The organism is Photobacterium sp. SKA34 (assembly GCF_000153325.1).
GTDB lineage: Bacteria > Pseudomonadota > Gammaproteobacteria > Enterobacterales > Vibrionaceae > Photobacterium.
This window is the reverse complement of the sequence record NZ_CH724143.1, coordinates 143,497-168,165: the sequence shown is the minus strand read 5'-3', so window position 1 is coordinate 168,165 and position 24,669 is coordinate 143,497. Positions and strand designations below refer to the sequence as shown.

Genomic DNA, 24,669 nt, shown 5'->3' with positions numbered 1-24,669 from the left:
CCTGTTTATGCCAAACAGGTGCAAGGGAGAGTTGCAATGTCACTGTATGACCCATCACTGGAAAAAGATAACTGTGGGTTTGGTCTGATTGCCCATATTGAAGGCCAAACCAGCCACAAACTTGTTCGTACCGCTATATCCGCACTAGATCGCATGACTCACCGTGGTGGTATCGCCGCTGACGGTAAAACAGGTGATGGCTGTGGTCTATTGATAAAAAAACCAGATAATTTCTACCGTATTATTGCTGATGAAAAAGGCTGGAACCTATCCCGTGAATTTGCTGTGGGACAAATTTTCTTGAGCCAAGATCCGGTACTCGCCGAGCAAGCTCGCACCATTATTAATGAAGAGCTGGCAACAGAAACATTATCGATAGCTGGTTGGCGTGAAGTCCCTGTTAACCCCGCAGTTCTCGGCCCGATTGCTCAAGAGTCCCTACCCAATATTGAGCAAGTCTTTATCAATGCCCCTGCAGGTTGGAAGCCTCGCGATATTGATCGCCGCCTCTACATCGCTCGTCGTCGCATTGAAAAACGTATTACCGAAGATAGTGATTTCTACATTTGTAGCCTTTCAACTCAAGTTATTGTCTACAAAGGCTTATTCATGCCATCGGATCTACCTAAATTCTACTTAGATTTAGGTGATATTCGATTAGAATCTTCGATTTGTTTATTCCACCAGCGTTTCTCGACCAATACTCAGCCACGCTGGCCGTTAGCACAGCCTTTCCGTTATTTAGCCCATAATGGTGAAATCAATACCATTACGGGTAATCGCCAATGGGCACGAGCACGAGGCTATAAATTTAGCTCTCCACTGCTGCCTGATTTAAAAACAGCAGCGCCATTTGTTAACGAAACAGGCTCTGATTCTTCTAGCCTTGATAACATGCTAGAGCTATTTTTATCTGGTGGTATGGATCTATTCCGTGCAATGCGCATGCTTGTTCCGCCAGCTTGGCAAAACCACCCTGATATGGATCCAGCACTGCGGGCTTTCTACGATTTTAACTCGATGCACATGGAACCATGGGATGGCCCAGCAGGTATCGTAATGTCTGATGGACGTTATGCTGCATGTAACCTTGACCGAAATGGCCTTCGTCCAGCCCGTTATGTGATCACCAAAGATAAATTGATCACCCTCGCGTCTGAAGTCGGCATTTGGGATTACACCCCAGATGAAGTGGCAGAAAAAGGCCGTGTTGGTCCCGGTGAATTATTAGTTATTGATACAAAGTTTGGTAAAATTTGGCATTCATCAGATATCGATAACGAGCTAATGGGACGCCATCCTTATAAAGCATGGATGGACAGCCACGTTAAACGCTTAACACCCTTTGAACAATTGGGTGATGAGCAAGTAGGTTGCCGCTCGCTAACTGATAACGAACTATCGGTTTATCACAAGCAATTTGGTGTAAGCAGTGAAGAGCTAGATCAAGTACTGCGAGTTGTCGGTGAAAATGGCCAAGAAGCCACCGGCTCTATGGGTGATGATGCGCCAATGGCAGTATTGTCATCAAAAGAGCGACCGATCACCGATTACTTCCGTCAAATGTTTGCACAGGTCACTAACCCACCTATCGATCCACTCCGCGAAAAGCATGTCATGTCGCTAGCAACCTGTATTGGTCGCGAAATTAACGTGTTCTGTGAAACCGATAGCCATGCACAACGTGTGGCATTTGGATCGCCAGTTTTAGTGTATTCTGATCTTGTTCAACTACTTGAATTAGATGATCAATATTATGCCAACAGCATTATTGATATTAACTACAATCCAAATGAAAAAGATCTCAAGCAATCACTCATAGATCTATGCGATGAAGCAGAACGTGTCGTAAGAGATGGCGCAGTGCTAGTTGTTTTATCAGATCGCGGGATCAATAAAGATAAGTTGCCGATTCCAGCTGCAATGGCTGTAGGTGCGGTTCAAAAACGTTTGGTTGATAATAACCTACGTTGTGATACTAACATTGTGGTTGAAACAGCAACCGCCCGCGATCCTCACCAATTTGCCGTACTACTAGGCTTTGGTGCTACCGCTATCTACCCTTACCTTGCTTATGAATCATTGGGTAAGTTGATCGATGCGGGGGCAATTAATAAGACTTACCGTGAAGTGATGAGTAATTACCAAAACGGCATGAATAAAGGTATATTTAAGATCATGTCAAAGATGGGGATCTCGACCATTGCTTCATACCGCTGCTCAATGCTATTTGAAGCTATAGGTTTAAGTAATGAAGTCGTTGAGCTTTGCTTTAAAGGTGTTTCTAGCCGTATTGCAGGCGCTGACTTTAGTGACTTCCAACAAGATCTATTTAACTTATCGCGTAAAGCATGGTTAAAACGTAAACCCATTGAACATGGTGGTTTACTGAAATACGTTCACGGTGGTGAATTCCATGCTTATAATCCTGATGTTGTTGGCACACTACAAAAAGCCGTGAAATCAGGCAATTATCAAGATTACTTAGCCTTTGCTAAAGAAGTGAATGAGCGCCCTGTAGCTGCTATTCGTGACTTATTTAAGCTAAAAGATGGCACAACATCGATTCCGGTTGAACAGGTTGAAGCTGCGACTGAACTTTATAAGCGTTTTGACTCAGCCGCAATGTCGATTGGTGCATTAAGTCCAGAAGCGCACGAAGCATTAGCTATCGCAATGAACCGTTTAGGCGGTTGTTCAAACTCCGGTGAGGGCGGTGAAGATCCTCGCCGCTTCGGTAACGAACGTAACTCACGGATTAAGCAGGTGGCTTCAGGTCGATTTGGCGTGACTCCACACTACCTTGTGAATGCTGATGTTATTCAGATCAAAGTAGCACAAGGAGCTAAACCCGGGGAAGGTGGTCAACTACCAGGTCATAAAGTGACAACCGAGATCGCGAAACTGCGTTATGCGGTACCAGGTGTTACCCTTATCTCACCACCACCTCACCACGATATTTATTCGATTGAAGATTTAGCTCAGCTGATCTTCGATTTAAAACAAGTTAACCCAAGTGCCATGGTATCGGTCAAACTGGTATCAGAACCAGGAGTTGGCACCATCGCAACTGGTGTTGCTAAAGCCTATGCTGATTTGATCACCATTTCAGGTTACGACGGCGGTACAGGCGCAAGTCCACTAACATCGGTGAAATATGCTGGTAGCCCATGGGAGCTAGGCCTTGCTGAAACTCAGCAGGCACTAGTGAGTAATGGCTTGCGTCACAAGATCCGTCTACAAGTCGATGGTGGTTTGAAAACAGGCCTTGATGTCATAAAAGCAGCGATTTTAGGTGCGGAAAGCTTCGGTTTTGGTACGGCACCAATGGTTGCTCTAGGTTGTAAGTACCTGCGTATCTGTCACCTTAATAACTGTGCGACAGGTGTCGCGACCCAAGATGAAAAACTGCGTCGTGATTTCTTTAAAGGCTTGCCTGAACAAGTCATGAATTACTTCATCGGTGTTGGACAAGAAGTACGTGAACTATTAGCGCAATTAGGTGTAGAGAAGCTCACTGACCTGATTGGTCGTACCGATCTTCTTGATACATTGGAAGGCTTTACAGCTAAACAAGCCAAACTTGATTTAAGCCCAATTTTGGTTGCTCCAACACCAAAAGAAGGTAAAACACTGTACTGCAGCGAGCCTAACACGCCATTTGATAACGCAGAGCTAAACCAGACTTTAGTCGATCAAATCTTACCTGCAATTGAAAGTCGTAGCGGTGGTGATTTCTACTTTGATACTTGTAACACCGACCGCTCTATTGGCGCACGTCTATCTGGTGAAATCGCCCAGCGTTATGGCAACCAAGGTATGTCAGCAAGTCCTGTAACACTGCACTTAACTGGTACTGCGGGTCAGTCTTTCGGGGTGTGGAATGCCGGCGGTCTAAACCTGAAATTAACAGGTGATGCAAATGACTATGTAGGTAAAGGCATGACGGGCGGCATTATTACCATTCGTCCACCACAAGGTTCTGCATTTAAATCAAGTGAAGCGACCATCATTGGTAACACCTGTTTGTATGGCGCAACTGGCGGTAAGTTATTTGCCGCAGGTAAAGCGGGTGAACGTTTTGCTGTGCGTAACTCAGGCACAATTACCGTTGTAGAAGGTGCTGGTGATAATGCATGTGAATATATGACCGGCGGTATCGTTGCTATTTTAGGTAAAACAGGCGTTAACTTTGGCGCAGGTATGACCGGCGGTTTTGCTTATATTCTTGATGAAGATGGCGATTTCACAGGACGTGTGAACCCAGAGCTAGTAGAAGCATTACCTCTTAACGAACTACAGATCCACCAAGAGCATTTACGTGGTTTAATCGACCGTCACCTACAAGAAACAGGTTCAAGTCGAGCACAAGAAATTTTGGCGAACTTTGATCAATGGATCCCGAAATTTTATCTTGCGAAGCCGAAGTCAGCAGACATAAATACGCTGCTGGGTCACCAAAGTCGTTCAGCTTCTGAACTACGTCTTCAGGCGCAATAAGGGAGGGAAACCGAATGAGCCAGAATGTTTACCAATTTATTGACGTCGAACGTATCGACCCACCAAAGAAACCGCTAAATATACGTAAAATCGAGTTCGTTGAAATATACGAACCGTTTACCAAACAGCAGGCAGGTGCGCAGGCGGATCGTTGTTTAGATTGTGGTAACCCTTATTGTGAATGGAAATGTCCAGTTCATAACTATATTCCTCAATGGCTAAAACTGGCCAATGAGGGACGTATTATTGAAGCGGTTGAGCTTTCTCACCAGACGAATACCTTACCGGAAGTATGTGGCCGTGTTTGTCCTCAAGACAGGCTATGTGAAGGCTCTTGTACCTTAAACGAAGACTTTGGTGCGGTGACGATTGGTAATGTTGAAAAATACATTACCGATAAAGCTTTTGAGATGGGCTGGAAACCTGACATGTCAGGGGTCGAGTGGACAGATAAAAAAGTTGCGATCATCGGTGCAGGCCCTGCCGGATTATCTTGTGCTGATATTCTTGTTCGTAACGGCGTAAAACCCGTGGTGTTTGACCGCTACCCTGAAATTGGTGGCTTGCTGACCTTTGGTATCCCATCATTCAAGCTTGAAAAAGATGTAATGGTTAACCGTCGTAAAATCTTTACTGAAATGGGGGTTGAGTTTCAGCTCAATACTGAAATCGGTAAAGACGTCACGATGGAATCGCTACTGTCAGACTACGATGCGGTGTTCTTAGGTGTCGGCACGTATAAAAACATGCGCGCAGGATTGGAAAATGAAGAAGCAACAGGCGTATATGACGCATTGCCATTTTTGATTTCGAATACCTATAAAGTAATGGAACTAGAGAGTCCATCGACATTCTTAGATATGAAAGATCAACGCGTAGTCGTGCTTGGTGGTGGTGATACCGCGATGGATTGTGTACGCACATCGATCCGTCAAGGTGCAAAAAATGTGGTGTGTGCTTATCGTCGTGATGAAGCCAATATGCCAGGTTCAAAACGTGAGGTAAAAAATGCCCGCGAGGAAGGCGTAAACTTTATGTTTAACCTTCAACCATTAGGTATAGAAGTGGATAATTCAGGCAAAGTAACTGGCGTCAAAGTTGTGAAAACAGCGTTAGGTGAACCTGACAACGCTGGACGTCGTCGCCCAGAGCCTGTCGCAGGAAGTGAGCACGTATTAGGAGCAGATGCTGTGATCATGGCGTTTGGTTTCCAACCTCACGCGATGCCATGGCTTACACCATATGATGTAGAACTGGATCAATGGGGACGGATCAAAACCTCATTCGATGCACACTGTGCGTATCAAACCACAAATCCGAAAATCTTTGCCGGCGGTGATGCGGTTCGTGGTTCAGATTTAGTAGTAACAGCCATTGATGAAGGCCGTAAAGCAGCTGATGGCATACTCGATTATTTAAACGTCTAAATACGTTAATTAAACAAACTAAAGCGGATGGGCAACCTTCCGCTTTTTTATTGATTAAAAATTAGCGTTCGATAACTTTTGGTATAAATTCTATCGCTCATGGTACACTAATTAACACGACAGCACCCTTGGTGCACCGCTTGAACAACAAGAGAACGAATCAATGAAAATCGGCATTATTGGCGCAATGGAGCAAGAAGTTGCTATCCTAAAAGCACAACTAGAAAACTGCGAAACACACAACAAAGCAGGTTGTACTCTCTACACTGGTACGCTAAATGGTGCTGATGTTGTCTTGTTGCAGTCTGGTATTGGTAAAGTTGCCGCAGCAGTAGGTACAGCCGTATTACTTGAAACGTTCCAACCTGATGTTGTGATCAATACCGGCTCTGCTGGCGGTTTTGAATCAAGCCTTAACGTTGGTGATGTTGTGATCTCAACGGAAGTTCGCTACCACGACGCAGACGTAACGGCATTTGGTTATGAAATCGGTCAAATGGCACAGCAGCCAGCAGCTTTCTTATCAGATGAAAAACTGATGGATGTAGCAGAGCAAGCACTGACAGCTTTACCTGAAAAGCCACACGCAGTTCGCGGTCTGATTTGTACTGGCGATGCATTTGTATGTAGCGCTGAAAAACAAAACTTCATTCGCACTAACTTCCAATCAGTAGTTGCAGTTGAAATGGAAGCAGCGGCTATTGCTCAAGCCTGTCACCAATTTAAAGTACCATTTGTTGTGGTTCGTGCCATTTCTGATGTCGCAGATAAAGAATCACCAATGAGCTTTGATGAGTTCCTGCCACTTGCAGCAAAAAGCTCATCAATCATGGTTGAGAAAATGGTTGAGTTACTTAAGTAACCTCATTGCAGTAACTAATTTAAGTGGCCTTGCTTAGCATCTAGCCTAAAACGAGAATAGCTGTCACGGATGATGGAATCACTTGTTGCGTCACTCACAACTAATAGCTCCCTACTCGCTTTGTGGGGAGCGTTATTATTGCATTGGGTTTTACCCATTCCCTACCCGCTTCATCCCATTGTTATCTGGCAACGTCTCGCACTGCTCATTGCAGAGCGTGTTAATCATCCGAAAGAAAATCCCTCTCAACGTATTCTTGCAGGCTCACTCGCTTGGTTTTTAATGTCAGGTACGGTACTGATCTTATTGTTCGCTTTTAGCCAACTGGTTTGGTATCAAACGATTTTCCAAATGACCTTGTTGTGGATGGCAATAGACTGGCAAACATCAGCTAAATTAGGCAAACAATTTAACCAAGCCTATAACCTTGAACACAAAGGTAGATGCCGTGAGTTATTAGCCAATCACGTTAATCGTAATACTGAAAACTTATCACTGCTTGGACTAGGTAAAGCGGGTGCTGAAACCCTATTGCTTGGCTACGGCCGTAATGGCATTGGCGTATTATTCTGGTATGCCATCGGCGGTGGTATTGCCGCGATTATGTATCGCTTAGCTATTAGCCTTGCTCGCTCTTGGTCACCAAGCCGTGAACAGTTCCGCTTTTTTGGTTTACCCGCTATTCGCATCGCACTTATTTTAGATATTGTGCCGCTTCGCCTGTTTGCTCTATTAATTACGCTTGGTCAAAATGCCAAGAATGCTTTTCATGGTTTAATGCAGCAAGGCGAGAATTGGCAACTACCAGGACCTGGTTGGTTATTAGCCGCAACCGGACACAAACTCTCTTTATCGCTTGGTGGTCCTGCGATGTACAACCAAGTGAAAGTGGAGCGGCCTCGTATTGGAGGGAGAATTGCACCCGCATCATTGCACCTTGTACAAATTCAGCAATTAATGACTAGTCGTTTATGGTGTTGGATCGTTATTGAAAGTGGATTACTTATTATTTTTCACGGACTAGCTTAATGCGATTTTTATTTCTTTCACTGTTTATTCTATTTCCATTTTCGACCGCCATAGCTGCGCAATCACACGCTTTTCAGCGTATTATTAGCCTCTCACCACACATGACAGAGCTTGCTTATAGCGCAGGTTTAGGAGACAAACTCATCGCTGCTAGTGACTACAGTGATTACCCTGAGCAGGCGAAAAAATTGGAACGCGTTGCAAATTATCGTGGCATTAAAATGGAGCGTATTCTTACCTTAAAGCCTGATTTAATATTGGCATGGAAAGGAGGGAATCCTAGTCGTGAAATGGCGCGTTTACAGCAACTTGGGATTAAGATCTTTTATTCAAATCCAACGCAATTAACCGATATTGCAGATACGATTATCAAACTAGGAAACTTTGCTGATGATCCTAGTCAATCGATTACTGCTGCTACAACATTTAGAACACAACTCACTAAAATTAAAGCACGCTATCAAAACAAGATTCCGGTACGTTACTTTTATCAATTAAGTGATAGCCCTATGTTGACGATCTCGGATGGCAATTGGCCGAGTCCAGTCTTTGATATATGTGGTGGAGAAAATATTTTTTCCACCAGCACCGCCGCATACCCACAAGTCAATCAAGAGCAAGTTGTTGTTCGCCAACCCAGCGTAATTTTTGGTTCAAACCATGCTACGTCAAAAGAAAATAGCCCATGGTTAAATTGGCAAGGTAAACTTCCTGCGGTAGATAATCATCAACTTTATCAACTCAATGGCGACTGGTTAAACCGCCCGACACTTCGTACTCTCAAAGCCGTGCAACAGGTGTGTCAGCTACTGGATAATGCAAGAAACACCTCACCTTTGCTGTGAATAACCTCACTAAAGGTGGAATTTATAGTTGTACCCGGCCATTTAGACAGTACAATCGCCTACCTACGTTCCCCCCTTTCTATTAAAATAGGGATAAACATGCTCATCTATATTCTCGATATGTTTGGTACTGCAATCTTTGCAGCCTCGGGAGTACTCATGGCGGGGCGATTACGCATGGATCCTTTTGGCGTTGTCGTACTAGCCAGCGTAACAGCGATTGGTGGCGGCACTATTCGTGATATGGCACTAGGTGCTACCCCTGTGTTTTGGATCAATGATACCAATTACTTATGGGTGATTTTTATAACATGCATTATCACGATGCTCGCAACCCAACGCCCTAAACGGCTGCCATGGTATTTTCTTCCTGTCGCTGATGCGATTGGATTAGCAGTCTTTGTCGCTATCGGTGTTGAAAAATCATTACGTTATGGCGCATCACCAATAGTTGCTGTGATTATGGGGGTTATAACAGGCTGTGGCGGCGGCGTGATCCGAGATATACTCGGACGTGAGATCCCAATGGTGTTACGTACAGAGGTTTATGCAACGGCCTGTATTCTTGGTGGTATGGTACACACCATAGGCTTATCTTTAGGTGTATTGCCTTCTATTGCAGCAGTGATCGGTATCTTTACCACACTCACAATAAGACTCGCTGCCATTAAGTGGAATCTTTCTCTGCCTATTTTTGCATTACGCAATTAACAAAAAAACCGCCAACACTGGCGGTTTTTTAATGCTATACAAACAAGGCTATACTATTCTTCAATCGAGATTTTACGGCGTTTGAGTCGACGGACAAGCCACCATCCAAGTATACAAACAAGTACAGCGACAACAGACCAACATTGTATTTGATATTTATGATAGAAGGCTAAAATTGGTCCCAATTCATCATGTAAATAAGCAGGAGCAACACCAAATACCAATAGCCAGATCGTTACCGCTAAGAAGTTACCTAATAAGAAAAGTTGAACTGGCATTTGCGCAATACCACAGCCAATACACATGAACTGTTTAATGCCTTCAACAAAACGACTAATCACAAGCCCTAGCATGCCATAGCGGTCAATAAACTGATGTAACTTGGCCAGCGTTCGCGGTTTAATCCATTCTTTCTTCGTTAATATATGACCAAATTGGCGTCCAATAAAGTAGCCAATACTGTTACCAATAAAGCTACTTGCCCAAGCAACAGATAGCACCATAGGTAACGACATTTTACCTGACGATGCCAATAAACTCGCAACGATCAATAACGACTGGCCAGGCGCGGGGATCCCCATACCTTCAACAGCAATTGCCAATGCTAAAATATAATACCCATATTGCTGCAGCAGCGGGGTAAGATCAGTAATAATATGTTGAATCGATTCCATAGCCAGTCGATATAAAAATGAAGAGTAATTTTTTATAGTAGCTTGTCTCTTATAGTCGACATAATGATCAAAGCTAAAAAGTAAGCTTTCATAAACCATCAAACATTAAGATTCAAAGCCAACTTATTATTAATTAAGACTATTTGATAGATAATAAAAAAGGGCGCAAATGCACCCTTTTTTATTAGAATAACTCTGCAAGATAAATTTGATTATTTAATCATCACACGAGCAAACTTACGTTTACCTACTTGGAAAACATAGTTGCCAGCAGTCGGTACCAGTTTCGTGTCTTCTACTTTCTCACCATCTTGCTTCACTGCGCCTTGGCGGATCATACGCATTGCATCAGAGGTTGAGTTAACGAGTGCAACTTCTTTTAATAAGTTAGCAATTGGAAGGCCTGCTTCAAATTCAAACTCAGGCATTTCATCAGGTAGGTTACCTTTTTGGAAGCGACTGATAAACTCTTGTAATGCCGCTTCTGCCGCTTCTTCTGAATGGAAACGTGCAATGATCTCTCTTGCTAGTAAGAACTTCACATCACGTGGGTTTTTACCTGCATCGACATCGGCTTTAAACTGAGCTATTTCATCCATTGGACGGAATGAAAGTAATTCAAAGTAGCTCCACATCAGATCGTCAGAAATAGACATGATCTTACCAAACATATCGCTTGGCGCATCGGCAATACCAATGTAGTTATGCGCAGATTTAGACATTTTCTTCACGCCGTCTAATCCCACAAGCAATGGCATAGTCAATACAACCTGTGGTTTTTGACCGTGCGATTTTTGTAATTCACGCCCCATTAACAAGTTGAATTTCTGATCAGTACCGCCAAGCTCTACATCTGTCTCCATTGCGACTGAATCGTAACCTTGTAGTAATGGATACATAAATTCATGGATCGCAATTGGACGATTCTCACCGTAACGCTTTTTAAAATCGTCACGTTCTAGCATACGTGCAACGGTTTGATTAGACGCTAAACGGATCATTCCTTCTGCACCTAACTCTGATAACCATGTCGAGTTAAACGCAATCGTAGTTTTGGCAGGATCAAGGATCTTAAATACCTGCTCTTTGTATGTTTCCGCATTGCGTAATACATCTTCACGCGTTAGTGGCGGACGTGTCGTGTTCTTACCCGTAGGATCGCCGACCATACCAGTAAAATCACCAATCAAGAAAGTGACTTCGTGGCCTAATTCCTGAAAAGTACGCAACTTATTAAGAATAACCGTGTGTCCAAGGTGGATATCTGGCGCCGTTGGATCGGCACCTAATTTAATACGTAATGGACGGTTTTCTTTTAGCTTTGCAATTAGCTCAGCTTCTGGGATAAGTTCTTCTACCCCACGTTTTATCTCAACAAGTGCTTGTTCAATGCTGGCCATTCTTGTTCGCTCCCACAAAATTGGCAAAAATAATAAGCCGTCCATCTTACTTGAATAGCAGGCTTTTTTGAAACCAGTTAAACTGAAGGTCGTTTATTTTTTTCGGAATATATGTGAAAAATTTAGTATGAAAGGAACTTCATCACCTTGTTTTCCACGGAAGAACATCTTTTTTATCATATTGATCGGCATAGCAATGCTAGGGCTTGCAATTCTGCCGAGTGCCCAGCAAGAAACCACATCTCATGTTGAGCGTAAATTTAAAATTGGTAAACCTTACCCAATTGTCATTGCAACCGCTTCGACTCCACCTCTTTCAGGTAAAGATAAAACAGAAGATCTTACGTGGAAAAAGCACGTTATTGAAAGTGGTGAAAGTTTAGCTATCGCGTTTGATAACATTGGCTTAGATGGTAAAACGCTACATTCCCTTATCAATACCGATGCCAATACCGATGCCAATACCAAACAATTAGAAAGACTTAGTCCAGGTAACATCCTTCAATTTGGCTTTAGTAAAGAAGGGAAGTTAGTTGAGCTTCACCAACCTCGTAATCATTTAGAAACCTTGATTGTGCGCCACGATGGCAACACCTTTACCAGTGAGATGGATAAAAAAGAAATTGAAACTCATACTAATTTCTCTCATGCCACCATTGAAACAAGTTTTTGGAGTGCAGCAGATAAAGCAGGATTAACCGCCAATCAGATCATGGAAATCGCCGCCCTATTTGGTTGGGATATTGATTTTGCACTCGACATTCGAGCAGGTGATAAATTTGAAGTGTTATTTGAACAGCATTATTTAGATGGTAATCCAGTCGATCGCGGTGAGATTTTAGCCGCAACCTTCACCAATATGGGGAAAACTTTTACCGCTGTTCGCAATAACGACGGCAAATATTACGATAAAGACGGGCGAGCCATGCGTAAAGCATTCTTGCGCTCTCCTGTCAATTTCCGCTATGTAAGTTCAAACTTCAATCCACGTCGTCTCCATCCCGTTACAGGAAGAGTAAAGCCGCACCGAGGCACTGATTATGTTGCTCCTGTAGGCACACCGATTTGGGCTGCTGGTGATGGCGTAGTCTTAGAATCGGCCTATAACAAATACAATGGTAACTACGTTTTTATCAAGCATAGTGCTAAATATGTAACCAAATACCTTCATTTAACTAAGCGTATGGTCAAAAAAGGACAACGAGTAAAACAAGGTGATACTGTCGGCACTTTAGGAGGCACAGGTCGCGTCACAGGCCCTCACCTACACTATGAATTCTTGGTCAATGGCCAACATAAAAACCCTCGTACGGTAGATTTACCGCAAGCCAACTCATTATCAGGTAACGAGCAAGTAACGTTTAAAAAGCAAGCTAAACAACAACTTGAGTATATTCAGCAGTTGAGCACATTGCTTACCAATAATGACATATTATTAAACTAAGCCTTTGTTTAGATACAAAAAAGCCGACAATCAATATTGTCGGCTTTTGTTTAGCTCAATAACTATTGAGTCAACATTTAAACACTAAATGATGCGCCACAACCACAAGTCGTTGTTGCATTTGGATTGTTAACAAAGAAACGCGAACCTTCTAGACCTTCAGTGTAATCAACTATACCACCCATTAGGTACTGGAGACTCATAGGATCAACCACTAGCGTTACACCGCTATTTTCAATGGTCATATCACCATCATTTACTTTTTCATCAAAAGTAAAGCCATATTGAAAGCCACTACAGCCACCACCAGTGATATAAACACGTAGCTTTAGATTCGGGTTTTCTTCTTCAGCGATCAGTGTTTTTACTTTATTCGCTGCAACATCAGAAAAAGTTAGCGGCAAATTAGCATCGCTCATTACAAACCTCTCACACACTTCCGTTAATTACGCTGATTATCTAATACCTGACTATGTTGTTCAAGTATTAGGCTCACTTGTTGGAGAATCATGGCGTAAACGCTCTTTTTTAATTGTTCGGTGTAGCAACTGCGAATAAATCGGTTGGCCGCCTAACATTTGAGCAAGCATAGTCGCACCGAGAGTCGTAACAATCAATGGTAATATCAGGTGATAGTTGTTGGTCATTTCAATAACAAGCAAAATACCCGTAATAGGCGCGCGAACTGTCGCAGCAAAAAGTGCCCCCATACCCGCGATTGCAAATAGTCCTGGATCAATGCCTAAATCAGGATAGATGCCTTGTGTGATCATGCCATAGAAAGTGCCAAACAATGTCCCTAACGCCAACATTGGAGCAAAAATACCGCCTGGTGCACCTGAGCCAAAACACAGTAATGTGGTTGCAATACGAGCAAAGAACAACAGCATTAACATACCTAAACCGTAATCACCATTAGTCGCGTGAGGAATAAGGAAAATGCCGCCACCGGTTAATTCAGGGAAATACAACAGAAGTAAACCGAAACAACCACCAATTAAAGCACCTGTGATTAAGTAACGCTTACGCTCATTACGATGGATTTTAATGAAGCCATCTAACGCAAAAATAATCATGCGATTAAATAGGACACCAAAACCACCAAATAGCATTCCTAAGACTAAAAATAACCATAATGATTTCAATGCAGGTGCATCATATTGCGGCATATTTATAACCGCCTCTTGTCCTCTAATAAGACGAAATACGATGTTTGACATCACCGCTGAAATCATTACACATTTTATCGAAATTAAGTTATAACGAAACTGCGGGCGCATCTCTTCAAAAACAAACATAATGCCAGCCATTGGAGCATTAAAGGCTGCGGCCAAACCACCTGCAGCACCAGCGGCTAATAAAGAGTGGCGACCTTCTTTGTCTTTTAATCGGAAAATATCGGAAATCATACGACCAATATTACCGCCCATTTGAACGGTTGGCCCTTCTCGACCAAGTACCATACCTGAGCCTAGCGCACCTAAACCGCCGAAAAATTTAACAGGGATCACACGCCACCAGCGAACAGGGCGCATCTCTTCCATTGCACCTTCAATTTCAGGGATGCCAGAACCTCCGGCTTCAGGAGCAAAACGACTTGTAAGGTAATAGCCAACAAAAGCGAGCGAGGCACTGACAATAAAAGCGGCAAGCCAAAGAGGAAGAACACTGGTTATTTCATCTCGTAGCCACTCTGTCCGTTGATCTGTTACCCAATCCACACCAATTTCAAACATGGTGCCAACAAACCCAGCAAGAATACCGACGATAGCTGATAAAAAGATAACAGAGACAGGTGTTTTGTCTCGGGTAAGTAATTGCCTTACCAATGCTCGCGGTTGAAGATGTAGAGGCATGTATGTTCCATGCGGTTTATCAGTCATTTTTCGGCCGTATTGTAAAAGATTGCATCTAGAATGCAGGAAGGATAAATGAAACTATCGGATTTGAAAGAGTAATCTAAGATGGGCGTTTATTATACTGTTAATGTTGAAAAATAGCTTTCCAACTGTGACTTGTATAACAATATTGCTGTAATTAATTGTTCAATACGCGCAAATAACCACAATAAATCGTCCTCCCTAAATTGCATCCTTTTAGGTACAATAGACTAATAACAATCTACATATTTCTCTAGCCTACAATCCCTAGGACAGATAACTATGTGGATTGGATCTACACCTGATTATTTTATATAGGATCTCACAATGAGCAAAACGAGCAAATCGGCTGATTTATTTGCCAAAGCACAACAAAAAATCCCAGGTGGTGTTAACTCTCCAGTGAGAGCATTCGCGGGTGTTGGTGGTACGCCACTCTTTATTGAGCGAGCTGATGGTGCTTATATTTTTGATGCTGATGGCAATGCATACATCGATTTTGTTGGCTCTTGGGGTCCCATGATCTTAGGTCATAACCATGCCGCTATTCGTGATGCAGTGATCGATGCAGCGCAACAAGGATTAAGTTTTGGTGCGCCAACAGCTATGGAAATCACCATGGCTGATCTTGTATCAAAACTAGTGCCATCGATGGAAATGGTTCGCATGGTCAGCTCTGGTACTGAAGCAACTATGAGCGCGATTCGTCTAGCACGCGGTTTTACTGGTCGTGATAAGATCTTAAAATTTGAAGGTTGTTACCATGGCCATGCTGATTGCCTACTCGTTAAAGCCGGTTCTGGCGCATTAACCCTAGGCCAACCAAGCTCGCCAGGTGTACCTGCAGATTTTGCCAAACATACCCTAACAGCAACCTATAACAATCTGGATTCTGTCCGTGAAGCGTTTTCTGCTCACCCAGAAGAGATTGCTTGTATTATCGTTGAGCCTGTTGCGGGTAACATGAACTGCATTCCACCAGTACCGGGCTTCCTTGAAGGACTACGCGACATCTGTGATGAATTTGGCGCGCTACTAATTCTTGATGAAGTAATGACAGGATTCCGCGTGTCAGAAGGTGGTGCTCAAGGCTACTACAACATAAAACCAGACCTAACAACACTAGGTAAAATCATCGGCGGCGGTATGCCAGTCGGTGCATTTGGTGGTCGTCGTGAAGTGATGGAATTTGTTGCACCAACAGGTCCTGTATACCAAGCTGGTACGCTATCAGGCAACCCTGTTGCAATGGCGGCAGGTCATGCGTGTTTAAGTGTGTTAACTGAAAACGGTAATGAAAAACGCCTTGCGAATACCACTAAACGTCTTGCTGATGGCTTTAAAACATTAGCAGATAAGCATGGTGTTCCACTGGCTGTTAATCAAGTAGGTGCGATGTTTGGCTTTTTCTTTACTGATCAAGAAACTGTAACGTGCTACGAAAATGTAACAAAATGCGATGTAGAACGTTTCAAGCGTTTCTTTAATTTAATGCTAGAAAAAGGTGTATATCTTGCACCTTCTGCATATGAAGCATGCTTTACGTCACTAGCACACACAGATCAAGTCATTGATGCAACACTTGAAGCCGCTGACTTTGCTTTTGCAACGCTTGCACATGAAAACAGCCCTGAATAATTCAGAAAGCTAAAATAAATAAAAATAAAAAAGGTCGCAATTAGTGACCTTTTTTTATGACATTATTTTAGTATCTAAAATACAGTAATTGTATTTAACTACAGACACAGATCAAGGCTATGTTATTGCCAAAAATATAACGCAAGCAGTACCATAATGACTAAAATAATTAGTGCAATCGGTGGTCTGCGCTTTTTTTTGTCATCACAGCCACAATTACAACATCCCATAAGCCATCTCCGCGATAAAGGGTATAATCGATAAGTTATAGCGACAATGATTATAATGATAATCTTTATCAATAACAGCAGTAATGAAGAAGCTTATTAATTAAAGGATACATACAGTGCTACAGCCATTTAAAATAGAGCCACGCCATTGGCTCCTTATTATTGCTTTATTTGTTGCTGCATTTGCCAGTTACAAGCTCATCGAACCTTATTTAGGGCCGATTGTTCTCGCATTTATTATTTCATTACTCTTTGCACCGTTACATAAACGTTTATTAGCGTTAATGCCAACCCGTGCAAATACTGCTGCAATGCTATCTTGCTTTGTACTTACCGTCATTATTGTGATCCCACTGCTTGTGGTGTTTTCATCCATTGTTCATCAAGGTACAACCGTTTCTAAAGAAAGCTATCAATGGATCACATCCGGTGGGCCGAAAGAACTCTTTGCTCACCCTTACGCTCAAAAAGCACTCTTCTATATTGATAAATACTCGCCTTTCCATGATTTTGATCCTCAAGTCATCATTCAGAAAATTGCAACCACAGCATCTCAAGTGGGCTCTCAAGCAATAAATATTAGTGCACGTATTCTTGGCGACGCCACTAGCATATTGGTTAACTTTATGATGATGCTTTTTGTCCTGTTCTTCCTGCTACGCGATAACGACAAGATGATTGCCGCGATCCGTCATGTGATCCCACTATCTCGTAGCCAAGAAGATGCGATCATGGAAGAAGTTGAACAAGTCGCAAAATCTGCCGTACTTGGATCTTTTTTAACCGCCGTCGCGCAAGGTTTAGCCGGTGGTTTTGCAATGTGGCTATGCGGATTCCCAGGACTATTCTGGGGATCAATGATGGCTTTTGCTTCATTAATCCCAGTCGTAGGTACCGCACTTATTTGGCTACCAGCATCTCTATACTTACTGTTAGTCGGTCAATGGGAATGGGCATTATTCTTAGCCGGTTGGGGTATCATTGTAGTAGGTTCAATCGATAACGTTGTTCGTCCACTGCTAATGCAAGGCAGTTCAAGTATGAATACCTTACTGATCTTCTTCTCAATCATTGGAGGTATCCAATTATTTGGTTTGATAGGTATGATTTACGGTCCAATCATTTTTGGCGTAACACTCGTGTTATTTAAAATGTATGAAGTTGAATTTAAAGACTTCTTAGAACAACAAGATTCTCACTAATCCGTCATTACAATGCCGCCTCTATTCTAGAGCGGCATTTTTCTTCTATTCAATCTTCCTCTTTACTGCTGATTTCTTTTCAACTGCACATAATTATGGAACAATTCGCTCCCAAATTTATGATGTCTACATTGAGGCCAGTTACATGTCTTATTGCGCCGCGAGCCAGGTTGTTGCTCGTCAATCTGAGTTTTTTGAAAACCGTAAAGTCCTTATCGCTGGCGAATTAAGTGATACCTTCGCATCAGAGCTGTGTCAAACTGCTAAAACGGTATCGGTATTTACCACAAACTATGGCTTCTACTCAGATATCGAACGTTTTAAAAATGTAAGTAGTTACTTCGGTGCTGAATTAACAGAAACATTAGATATCGATATAATCCTACTATACTGGCCTAAAGCAAAAGCAGAAGCAGATTACTTGTTAACTATGCTACTGAATAAATTTGGCACTGGCGTAGAAATTTGTATCGTCGGTGAAAATCGCTCGGGCGTGCGTAGTGCTGAAAAGCTATTTGCAGAATATGGCCCGATTACTAAGTATGATTCTGCACGTCGCTGCAGTTTTTACTGGGGGCGTTGTGATAACACGCCAAAAGCCTTTAATTTATCAGATTGGTTCCGTAGTTATCCTATCGATATTGCAGGCGTTCAACTCACTGTTCGCTCATTACCTGGCGTATTTAGCCACGGTGAATTTGATAAAGGCTCAGAATTACTGCTTAACAATCTGCCTAAATTACACGGGAAAGTATTAGATTTTGGCTGTGGTGCCGGTGTAATTGGCGCGGTGATGAAAGCCAAATATCCCACTATTGATTTAGAACTATGTGATATCAGTGCGCTAGCCATTGAATCTGCAAAAGAAACATTTAAGGTTAATAACCTTGACGCAAGCAAATTCACGGCAACCGATGTATATAAAACATTAACGGGTCCATACCAGTTTTTGATCAGCAATCCACCATTTCATGCTGGGTTAAAAACGTTTTATGCCGCAACAGAGCTATTTATCAATGATGCCCCACGATACCTTAGACATAACGGTCAACTTGTCATTGTAGCCAACAGTTTTTTACAATATCCACCATTAATTGAAGCAAGCCTTGGTGAGTGCAATATTACGGCTAAAACAAACAAATTTAATATTTACGCCGCAACCAAATAAGCGTTAATTTATTTAACGGAACATTTATCTAAAGTAGGGACATTATTGTCCCTTTTTTATAATCAAAACTCCGTCAAAAACGTTAATTTTGTGTTTTATGACACGCTTCATTATCGCTGTACTTGATCACTTTAAATAAGTCAGTATAAGCAGTATTATATTAGTATATATGGACTTAGTGATTTCTAACGAACGGAAAAATTGTTAAAAACGTCACTTTTAAAATATTTTATAATTTATAAATTAGTCTCTGAACCAATCTAAACCAAACGATAATCATTTTATTCAGGCACCGGAATGCAGAATACCAAACGATTTAAACGTCTCCAACATACGTTAATGTTGGCCTTTATTGTGCTTAGCATCACCCCTTTGGTTTTATCTGCCTTATATTTTCTTAACTCTCATACCAAAGACCTTGCTGAACAAAGCATCAATCACTTAGCTTCTTTACGTGATAATAAGCAAAAGCAACTTTATAGTTTTTTCGCTGCGAAAGAATCCGAGGTGAAGAGTTTTGCTCGCTCTGAATTATCGAATAACAGTGGCGGTCGTTTTTATGGCTTAGTAGGTGCTTACCATCAATTGGGTGACATAGAGCAGCAACTGACATCTCAAGGACATGCTAATTATTTCTCGCAAACTCTTACAAAAAAAAATGAGTCCCATAATAAGACAACTTATGTAGGGCATGAACGTTACCGTTTAATGTATAAGCGCTACAACGCGGTTTATAAAGAGTATTTAAAACGCTCTGACTTCAAAGATATCATGTTAGTTGATCGTTCAGGGAACGTAGTTTACTCCGTTCACAATCACCAATTATTTGGCGTCAATTTACTTACGAACACACAAGCATCGCCTGCATTAAAACAGACCTTTGAAACGATTAAAGAAAAAACCAAACAAAGTCAGACTAAACCTGATCAAGTACCGGTTACTTTTACCGATTTTAGTCAACCTGCTAACACAGACGACACAACCGCATGGTTCGCCGCACCGATAATTCAGCAAGGCTATTTACACAGTTATGTATTTATGGAGTTAAGTAACAAGGCTATTTCTGATCTTATTCAAGATGTTGGTAATAATGCGAACTACGTCCAAACCTTATTAATTGGTCAAGATCACAAACTGCGCTTCTCTGCAGAAACAGGGGTGCCTACAACATTAAAAAGTAAAAGTATCAGTGAAGCACTTGCTGGTAAATCCGGCGTGGGTAGTTTTAAAAACTACGATAACATCTCAGTACTTAGTGCCTTTTCACCACTCGATATCCTTAACAATAAATGGGCATTAATCGTTGAACTACCAGAAAAAGAAGCCTTTGCTCGTATTACTGAACTAGAAAAAATATTCGGTGTGGCAATGGTCACCGCTATTATTTTGGTGATCTTTACCTCTCACTTATTATCTAATTCAATTACAGCTCCATTATTACGGTTAACTTGGGCGGCAGAAAAAGCTTCTGGTGGCGATTTAGACCAAGTCATCGAAGGCACTGAACGTAGTGATGAAATTGGTCGTCTTGCGATAAGCTTTTCACGTATGCAGCGATCTATTCGTGAAAAAATAGGTTTAATAAAAACTCAAAATGACGAATTAGAGCAAAGCCTTAAGATTATCAAGCAAAAAAATAATGAGCTACAAACAGCTGATAAACTTAAAGATGAATTCCTTGCAACCACATCCCATGAATTACGCACCCCACTTCATGGCATGGTAGGTATTGCAGAATCTTTACTTGCTGGAGCAAATGGACCAGTAAAAGATTCTCAACGTCGTCAATTAGAAATGATCATTAATAGTGGACAGCGTTTAACTAACCTTGTCGATGATCTGCTGGATTACCACAAAATGCGTTATGGGGATTTAGATATTCATCGCCATGCGATTGATCTCTCTGCAGCTGTGAGATTAGTACTGGAGCTTTCTAGTCACTTGCTTGGTAATAAACCGGTAAGGATCATTAATCAAATTCCTGCAAATTTGCCCCTCGTTGATGCCGATGAGCAACGTTTAGAACAAGTACTTTATAACCTTGTCGGTAACGCGATTAAATACACATCTGAAGGAAAAATAATTATTTCTGCCACAGTGTTAGAGCAGCAATTACGTGTACAAGTCGTCGATACGGGGCAAGGTATTCCAAGTGAGCAGTTAGAGCATATTTTTGAGCCTCTCATCCAAGCAAACTCAAATTCGGCAAACTACCGACAAGGGGCAGGTCTAGGTTTATCGATTAGTCGTCAACTTATTGAATTAATGGGTGGACGCTTATATGTAAGCAGTCAGCCTATGATTGGCACAACTTTTAGCTTTACCTTAAACCTTGCAACCAATGAGCAAATCAAAGCGATCTCGAATGACTCAATACTTAAGCACTTCAAAGTACCGGCATTAGATTCCAGAAGTTGTGAAAGCACCAATTTACCTGAAAATCCTGAAGGTGATCTTATTCTCGTGGTTGACGATGAGCCCGTTAACCTGCAAATTTTAAATAATTTTCTTCGACTTGCTGGCTATCGAGTAAAAACAGCGGAGAGTGGCCATCAAGCAATAGATATTGTCCAGCAACAACGCCCAGATCTGATCTTACTCGATATTATGATGCCCGAAATGAGTGGCTACGAAGTCTGTACCCTATTAAGAAAGCAATACTCGATTTTTGAATTACCAATAATGATGTTGTCAGCATTAGGGCAAATTCAAGATCGCATTAAAGGCTTTGAGTGTGGGGCTAATGACTACTTAACTAAACCTTTTAATAAAGAAGAGTTAATTGCCCGTATACAAGCTTACTTACAAGCCAGTAAAACCGAACAAGAGAAGCAAAGAAACGTCACTCTACAACAAGAGATTCATCGTAGAGAGCAAGTAGAAGTCAGCTTGATAGAGGCACAAAGCCGCTTACTCGGACTCCTTGACTCCACCAGTGAAGCGATTATCTGTATACAAAATGAAGGTCGTATTCGCTATGTTAACAGTGCCGCTGGTAAGCTATTTAAACGTCCACCAGAGCAACTAGAGCGCCATACCATTTCGGATATTATCGCCACTGAGCTACCGATAGGTACTAACGATAGCCACCATTACAATGGAAAATTGAGCTTCCTTATTAATGATGAGATCCAGACATTATCAACCGATATTATTAACCTTCCTGAAGAATCAGGACTTAAACAAATGTTTGTTTTTGATAACCAAGGTCCTTCGGCAGATCATCGTATTAACTTACTAGAAAATGCTGTTGATATGTTGTCAGAGTTTGCTTTTAACGGCGACAAGAATAACTTACAGCAACTCAGAGAGCTTGGTGGTGAATTCACACGCTTGGCTGATAAGCTTGATGGTAGTCGACAAAATAAAGGGGATCTTATTCGTCAACTTATGGTTGAGTCAATGACGATGACTCTTTCATTATGGGAAAATGACGCCAAGAAAACCAAATTTGAATTAGCAGAGGAAAGTGGGTTATGGCGAGTGTATCTTGATCGCAGCACCTTACAAACACGTACCTTTGATAAATATCTACATATCGATACGTTACCCAAAACACCACGCTGGCGAACAGTGATCAACACCATGGATTACGTCCTAGATCGATGTACTCAAACAACAGTAGAGCGTCAACATGTTGTAGCAATGCGAGACAAGCTACACCATACAATAAGTACTAGTGTAGTGGTCAACTAAAATTGGCCACGGTTTTAGAGTTTTCCCAATATAATCGTTCTGATTCGTTGGGAGTTAGGCCGCCATTATATTGATGCGGCCTGAGTTGACAGTAATACCCGATAATGTAGCGGATGATCTCTTGTTGAGCTTCAGCAAAACTACGATAACCCACTGTTGGCACCCATTCGGTCTTTAAGCTTCTAAAGAAACGCTCCATTGGTGCATTATCCCAGCAATTTCCTCGGCGAGATAAACTCTGTTTTATCTTAAAACGCCACAGTAATTGACGGTACTTTCGACTTGTATAGTGGCTACCTTGATCGCTGTGGAACATGACGCCTTTCGGCTTACCACGCGACTCATAAGCCATTGAAAGAGCTTTGCCTGTCAGACTGGAATCAGGTGATAAAGACATCGACCAACCAATCACTTTGCGGGCAAAAAGATCAATAACAACCGCTAAATACATCCAGCGATTTCCTGTCCAAATATACGTAACATCACCAACCCAAACTTCATTTGGGGCGGTAACAGCAAACTGTCGGCCCAAGTGATTTGGAACCTCAACATGTTCTTGAGAAGCCTTTCTGTATCGATGCTTTGGCTGTTGGCAACTGACTAAACCAAGCTCTCTCATGAGTTTTGTTGCTCGGTATCGGCTCAGTTTTAAACCCTGATTTGTGACTATATCTGCAATAGTCCTCGCTCCCGCAGAGGCGTTGCTTGCTGCGTGGGCCTCACTAACTAAGCTGCGAAGTTTGACTGTTTCCGCCCTAATCGCTGTTGGACGCTTTAGCCAATAGTTATAACTACTTCGATGAACATTGAAGACTTCGCATAATGTTTTTACGCTATAGCTCTGCTTGAGTTTCTTGATCATCAAGAATTGTTCAGTGAGTCCGACATCAACAGAGCCGTGGCTTTTTTTAATATTTCATTATGCTCTTCAAGACGAGCTAACTTCTTTTTTAATTCCCGAATTTCTATTTGCTCAGGGGTCATAGGCGAAGCTTTTGGCGTTTTGCCTTGTCGTTCTTGTTTAAGCTGACGAACCCATTTATCCATCGTGGATTTACCCACATTCATGGCTTGGGCGGCTTCTGCCACTGAGTAATTTTGATCAATCACTAACTGTGAAGCCTCGAGCTTGAATTCTGCGCTGAATAGTCGTCTTGTACGATTTGTCATAGTGTCACCTGTTAACGTATGAAGTGATGATATCACCTCTAACTAAGTGACCAAATTCACTATGCCACTACATAGCTGATTAGGTATTGTTGAATACTAAATATATTAAGGCTCTTACGGGAGCTTTTTTATGCCTGTAATATACAAACATGAAACCTCTCCCTACCTCTTTAACATTACATCATAAGCGAATAATTACGTGAGAGGAGTCTTCATTTAACACCATAGTTATATGCCCTTTCGTACGAACATTTATTATTATTCACCTGATGAAATTGTTTTTTTTAATAAGAAAATATCGCATTTAAAACCATAAAAATGACATGGGTCACACTCTATTTTTTGACTATTTTTAAAGCAACTTCAGCTAATTTAGGTTCATAACGATAGAAGAGGTAATAAGTTTTTGTTTATGAGAAGCGAATCACAACAAACATTGACGATAAATTTTACACACAGAAATAACGACTATAAAAACACGCCCCCATAGAAAAATAAAAAATAAAAATAAATAAAAAAAACAAGCACTTAACCGCATACTAATTCATGGTGTGATTTCGTTAATGACAGAGAAAAATGTGATGTAATACACAGTTAACATCTACCTATCGATAACAACAAAACCTGAAATTAACGTTTTTGACGTTGTTATTGTTTATTTTAACGTTTTTGACGGGAAGCTTGATTGACGATTTATCCATTACAGCGAATATTTAACCCACTGAGAGCTTACAAGGCCATTCACCGGTTCAGCGTTACTCAGTTCCGATGAAGTAAGTTCAAGGGCTCCAAT

Annotated in this window: 16 protein-coding genes; 11 read left to right on the top strand and 5 right to left on the bottom strand. The window is 41.8% G+C overall.

Features of this window, described 5'->3' with window-relative positions; all coding sequences use genetic code 11:
• Positions 1–36 precede the first annotated feature (36 nt).
• From gltB to SKA34_RS13770, 6 genes are all read left to right on the top strand, one after another.
• A complete protein-coding gene (gene gltB, locus SKA34_RS13795) occupies positions 37–4,500 on the top strand; it encodes a glutamate synthase large subunit (protein ID WP_006646146.1) in 4,464 nt (1,487 codons plus the stop codon).
• Between the two features lie 14 nt (positions 4,501–4,514).
• Entirely contained in the window at positions 4,515–5,927 is a 1,413-nt protein-coding gene (locus SKA34_RS13790; RefSeq protein WP_006646144.1) for an FAD-dependent oxidoreductase, read from the top strand.
• A gap of 163 nt (positions 5,928–6,090) precedes the next feature.
• On the top strand, positions 6,091–6,789 hold the full coding sequence (mtnN, locus tag SKA34_RS13785) for a 5'-methylthioadenosine/S-adenosylhomocysteine nucleosidase (RefSeq protein ID WP_006646143.1): 699 nt from the start codon (positions 6,091–6,093) through the stop codon (positions 6,787–6,789).
• Between the two features lie 72 nt (positions 6,790–6,861).
• A complete protein-coding gene (locus SKA34_RS13780) occupies positions 6,862–7,818 on the top strand; it encodes a cobalamin biosynthesis family protein (RefSeq protein ID WP_039860682.1) in 957 nt (318 codons plus the stop codon).
• The gene (btuF, locus tag SKA34_RS13775) at positions 7,818–8,663 is read left to right on the top strand and encodes a vitamin B12 ABC transporter substrate-binding protein BtuF (RefSeq protein WP_006646141.1); all 846 of its coding nucleotides are present in this window, start codon (positions 7,818–7,820) and stop codon (positions 8,661–8,663) included. Before SKA34_RS13780 ends, btuF begins: the two co-directional genes overlap by 1 nt.
• A gap of 99 nt (positions 8,664–8,762) precedes the next feature.
• Positions 8,763–9,374 (top strand): trimeric intracellular cation channel family protein, encoded by a 612-nt coding sequence (locus tag SKA34_RS13770; RefSeq protein WP_006646140.1) that lies wholly within the window; start codon positions 8,763–8,765, stop codon positions 9,372–9,374.
• A 53-nt stretch (positions 9,375–9,427) separates the two neighbouring features.
• Here SKA34_RS13770 and SKA34_RS13765 read toward each other — a convergent pair whose 3' ends face one another.
• A complete protein-coding gene (locus SKA34_RS13765; protein ID WP_039860680.1) occupies positions 9,428–10,048 on the bottom strand; it encodes a DedA family protein in 621 nt (206 codons plus the stop codon).
• 212 nt (positions 10,049–10,260) lie between these two features.
• Positions 10,261–11,448, bottom strand: coding sequence for a tyrosine--tRNA ligase (tyrS, locus tag SKA34_RS13760; RefSeq protein WP_006646138.1), 1,188 nt, complete (start codon positions 11,446–11,448; stop codon positions 10,261–10,263).
• A 196-nt stretch (positions 11,449–11,644) separates the two neighbouring features.
• On the opposite strand from tyrS, the gene SKA34_RS13755 reads away from it, so the two are divergent.
• Positions 11,645–12,892 (top strand): peptidoglycan DD-metalloendopeptidase family protein, encoded by a 1,248-nt coding sequence (locus SKA34_RS13755; protein WP_006646137.1) that lies wholly within the window; start codon positions 11,645–11,647, stop codon positions 12,890–12,892.
• A 77-nt stretch (positions 12,893–12,969) separates the two neighbouring features.
• On the opposite strand, the gene erpA is transcribed toward SKA34_RS13755, so the two are convergent.
• Both erpA and clcA read right to left on the bottom strand, forming a co-directional pair.
• Positions 12,970–13,311 (bottom strand): iron-sulfur cluster insertion protein ErpA, encoded by a 342-nt coding sequence (erpA, locus tag SKA34_RS13750; protein WP_006646136.1) that lies wholly within the window; start codon positions 13,309–13,311, stop codon positions 12,970–12,972.
• Between the two features lie 60 nt (positions 13,312–13,371).
• On the bottom strand, positions 13,372–14,775 hold the full coding sequence (clcA, locus tag SKA34_RS13745) for a H(+)/Cl(-) exchange transporter ClcA (protein ID WP_039860540.1): 1,404 nt from the start codon (positions 14,773–14,775) through the stop codon (positions 13,372–13,374).
• A 324-nt stretch (positions 14,776–15,099) separates the two neighbouring features.
• Between clcA and hemL the strand changes: the two genes are divergently transcribed.
• From hemL to SKA34_RS13725, 4 genes are all read left to right on the top strand, one after another.
• Positions 15,100–16,410: a glutamate-1-semialdehyde 2,1-aminomutase gene (hemL, locus tag SKA34_RS13740; RefSeq protein WP_006646134.1), complete on the top strand. Its 1,311-nt coding sequence runs from the start codon at positions 15,100–15,102 to the stop codon at positions 16,408–16,410.
• Positions 16,411–16,756: 346 nt separating this feature from the next.
• The gene (locus SKA34_RS13735) at positions 16,757–17,842 is read left to right on the top strand and encodes an AI-2E family transporter (RefSeq protein ID WP_006646133.1); all 1,086 of its coding nucleotides are present in this window, start codon (positions 16,757–16,759) and stop codon (positions 17,840–17,842) included.
• Positions 17,843–17,987: 145 nt separating this feature from the next.
• Positions 17,988–19,010 (top strand): 16S rRNA (guanine(1207)-N(2))-methyltransferase RsmC, encoded by a 1,023-nt coding sequence (gene rsmC, locus SKA34_RS13730; protein ID WP_006646132.1) that lies wholly within the window; start codon positions 17,988–17,990, stop codon positions 19,008–19,010.
• Between the two features lie 297 nt (positions 19,011–19,307).
• Positions 19,308–22,706 carry a response regulator gene (locus tag SKA34_RS13725; RefSeq protein ID WP_006646131.1) on the top strand — a complete coding sequence of 1,133 codons (3,399 nt, stop codon included), beginning with the start codon at positions 19,308–19,310 and terminating at the stop codon, positions 22,704–22,706.
• On the opposite strand, the gene SKA34_RS13720 is transcribed toward SKA34_RS13725, so the two are convergent.
• A protein-coding gene (locus SKA34_RS13720; RefSeq protein ID WP_086004105.1) for an IS3 family transposase occupies positions 22,699–23,876 on the bottom strand; the annotation gives its coding sequence in 2 pieces (ribosomal slippage) (positions 22,699–23,618 and positions 23,618–23,876; 1,179 coding nt in all). The two genes, SKA34_RS13725 and SKA34_RS13720, sit on opposite strands and share 8 nt — an antisense overlap.
• Positions 23,877–24,669 lie beyond the last annotated feature (793 nt).

Coding starts and splice junctions, on each gene's coding strand:
- gltB (WP_006646146.1), top strand. CDS start 37: ATGTCACTGTATGACCCATCACTGGAAAAAGATAACTGTGGGTTTGGT.
- SKA34_RS13790 (WP_006646144.1), top strand. CDS start 4,515: ATGAGCCAGAATGTTTACCAATTTATTGACGTCGAACGTATCGACCCA.
- mtnN (WP_006646143.1), top strand. CDS start 6,091: ATGAAAATCGGCATTATTGGCGCAATGGAGCAAGAAGTTGCTATCCTA.
- SKA34_RS13780 (WP_039860682.1), top strand. CDS start 6,862: ATGGAATCACTTGTTGCGTCACTCACAACTAATAGCTCCCTACTCGCT.
- btuF (WP_006646141.1), top strand. CDS start 7,818: ATGCGATTTTTATTTCTTTCACTGTTTATTCTATTTCCATTTTCGACC.
- SKA34_RS13770 (WP_006646140.1), top strand. CDS start 8,763: ATGCTCATCTATATTCTCGATATGTTTGGTACTGCAATCTTTGCAGCC.
- SKA34_RS13765 (WP_039860680.1), bottom strand. CDS start 10,048: ATGGAATCGATTCAACATATTATTACTGATCTTACCCCGCTGCTGCAG.
- tyrS (WP_006646138.1), bottom strand. CDS start 11,448: ATGGCCAGCATTGAACAAGCACTTGTTGAGATAAAACGTGGGGTAGAA.
- SKA34_RS13755 (WP_006646137.1), top strand. CDS start 11,645: ATGCTAGGGCTTGCAATTCTGCCGAGTGCCCAGCAAGAAACCACATCT.
- erpA (WP_006646136.1), bottom strand. CDS start 13,311: ATGAGCGATGCTAATTTGCCGCTAACTTTTTCTGATGTTGCAGCGAAT.
- clcA (WP_039860540.1), bottom strand. CDS start 14,775: ATGACTGATAAACCGCATGGAACATACATGCCTCTACATCTTCAACCG.
- hemL (WP_006646134.1), top strand. CDS start 15,100: ATGAGCAAAACGAGCAAATCGGCTGATTTATTTGCCAAAGCACAACAA.
- rsmC (WP_006646132.1), top strand. CDS start 17,988: ATGTCTTATTGCGCCGCGAGCCAGGTTGTTGCTCGTCAATCTGAGTTT.
- SKA34_RS13725 (WP_006646131.1), top strand. CDS start 19,308: ATGCAGAATACCAAACGATTTAAACGTCTCCAACATACGTTAATGTTG.